Origin of the sequence: Nocardia sp. 852002-51101_SCH5132738, assembly GCF_001665695.1 — a bacterium.
In the GTDB taxonomy this organism is placed as follows: domain Bacteria; phylum Actinomycetota; class Actinomycetes; order Mycobacteriales; family Mycobacteriaceae; genus Nocardia; species Nocardia nova.
On record NZ_LZML01000140.1, the window covers coordinates 1 to 1,136 of the forward strand.

Here is a 1,136-nt window from a genome sequence, read left to right on the forward strand (position 1 = left end):
TGGCGTCGGTGGGAGCGGGGCCGTGAGCGGGATGGTCACGGGCGGTGTCGTGCTGGGCTCGAGTGCTGCCGGTGGCGATGAGCCGGTCGGGGCCGGGATGAGTGAGATTGGCGCGTGTGAGGTAGCCGGCGTCGGCGAGCAGCACCCCGATCCCGTCGGGGCCGGTGGCTGCGGGTCTGGTGTGTGTGCGGGTGTGGGTGATGAGCCGGGCTGCTGTGGCGGCTTTGTCGAGCATGCTGGTGAAGGTGGTGGCGTCGTTGGGGTTGTTGCCGACATCGGTCGCGATGATCAGTCCGTCGGCGCTGGTCACGGCCTGGCAGTTGAACCCTTGCAGCCATCCGCCGCCGCGTAGCGGCATCAGCCGGGACTCGGGGTCGGTGATGTTTCGTTGGGGTGCGCCGGCCCACGAACGGGCCGGCTGGGCCGGGGCGGGTGCGGTCGGGTCCACCGTGGGTGAGGTTCGCGCGGTGGGCGCGCCACTGTGTTCGGTTCGGTTCTGTTCGGTGGCGATCGCGCGGTCCAGCGCGGCTCGTACTCGTTTGACCATGGTGTGGTCATCGACCGCGGCGGGGCGGCGGCCTCGACGGATTCCGCGATGCTCGTAGCGGTCGATCTTGGCTTGCTGCGCGGCGCGGGCGGCTTCCCAGTTACGGGTCAGCACCTGCACCCGGATCTCGGCGGGCGGGCCACCGGTCACCGAACGACCGGGCAGTCGACGCTGCTCGAACGCCTCCAACTGGGCGGCCCGCGCGGCGGCCTTGCGGGTCCGGCGTGCTTGTTTGCGTTCGGCCCCGGCCTGCTCGTCTGCCTGTTCACGTTCCCTGCGAGTGTGCTCGGCCGCTAACTCCGCCAGGGCTTGGTCGATGCGCCGGGCCCGGCTACTGGGCTCGATGAGATCGGACGGCACTTCTCCTGCACGGCGACCGACACCATAAAGTTCGTCTTCGGCGGCGTCGGTGGCTGCGTGTTCGGCCGCCGCGCGCCGCGCTGCCGCGGCCGCCGCGTCCCGGTTCCCCTGCTCGGCAGCGGCTTTGCGCAGTCCTTGTTCACCCCGGTTGGGAGGGTGTCACGAGAACCGTGTAAGTCCGAAGCTAGTTCGGTACTAAATCTATTCTAGCACAATGGAATTCGGTTCG

General features: G+C 69.3%; 1 pseudogene. It reads right to left on the reverse strand.

Features of this window, described 5'->3' with window-relative positions:
• Positions 1-907: pseudogene (locus tag A5789_RS20025) on the reverse strand (transposase); the annotation flags it as partial.
• Positions 908-1,136 lie beyond the last annotated feature (229 nt).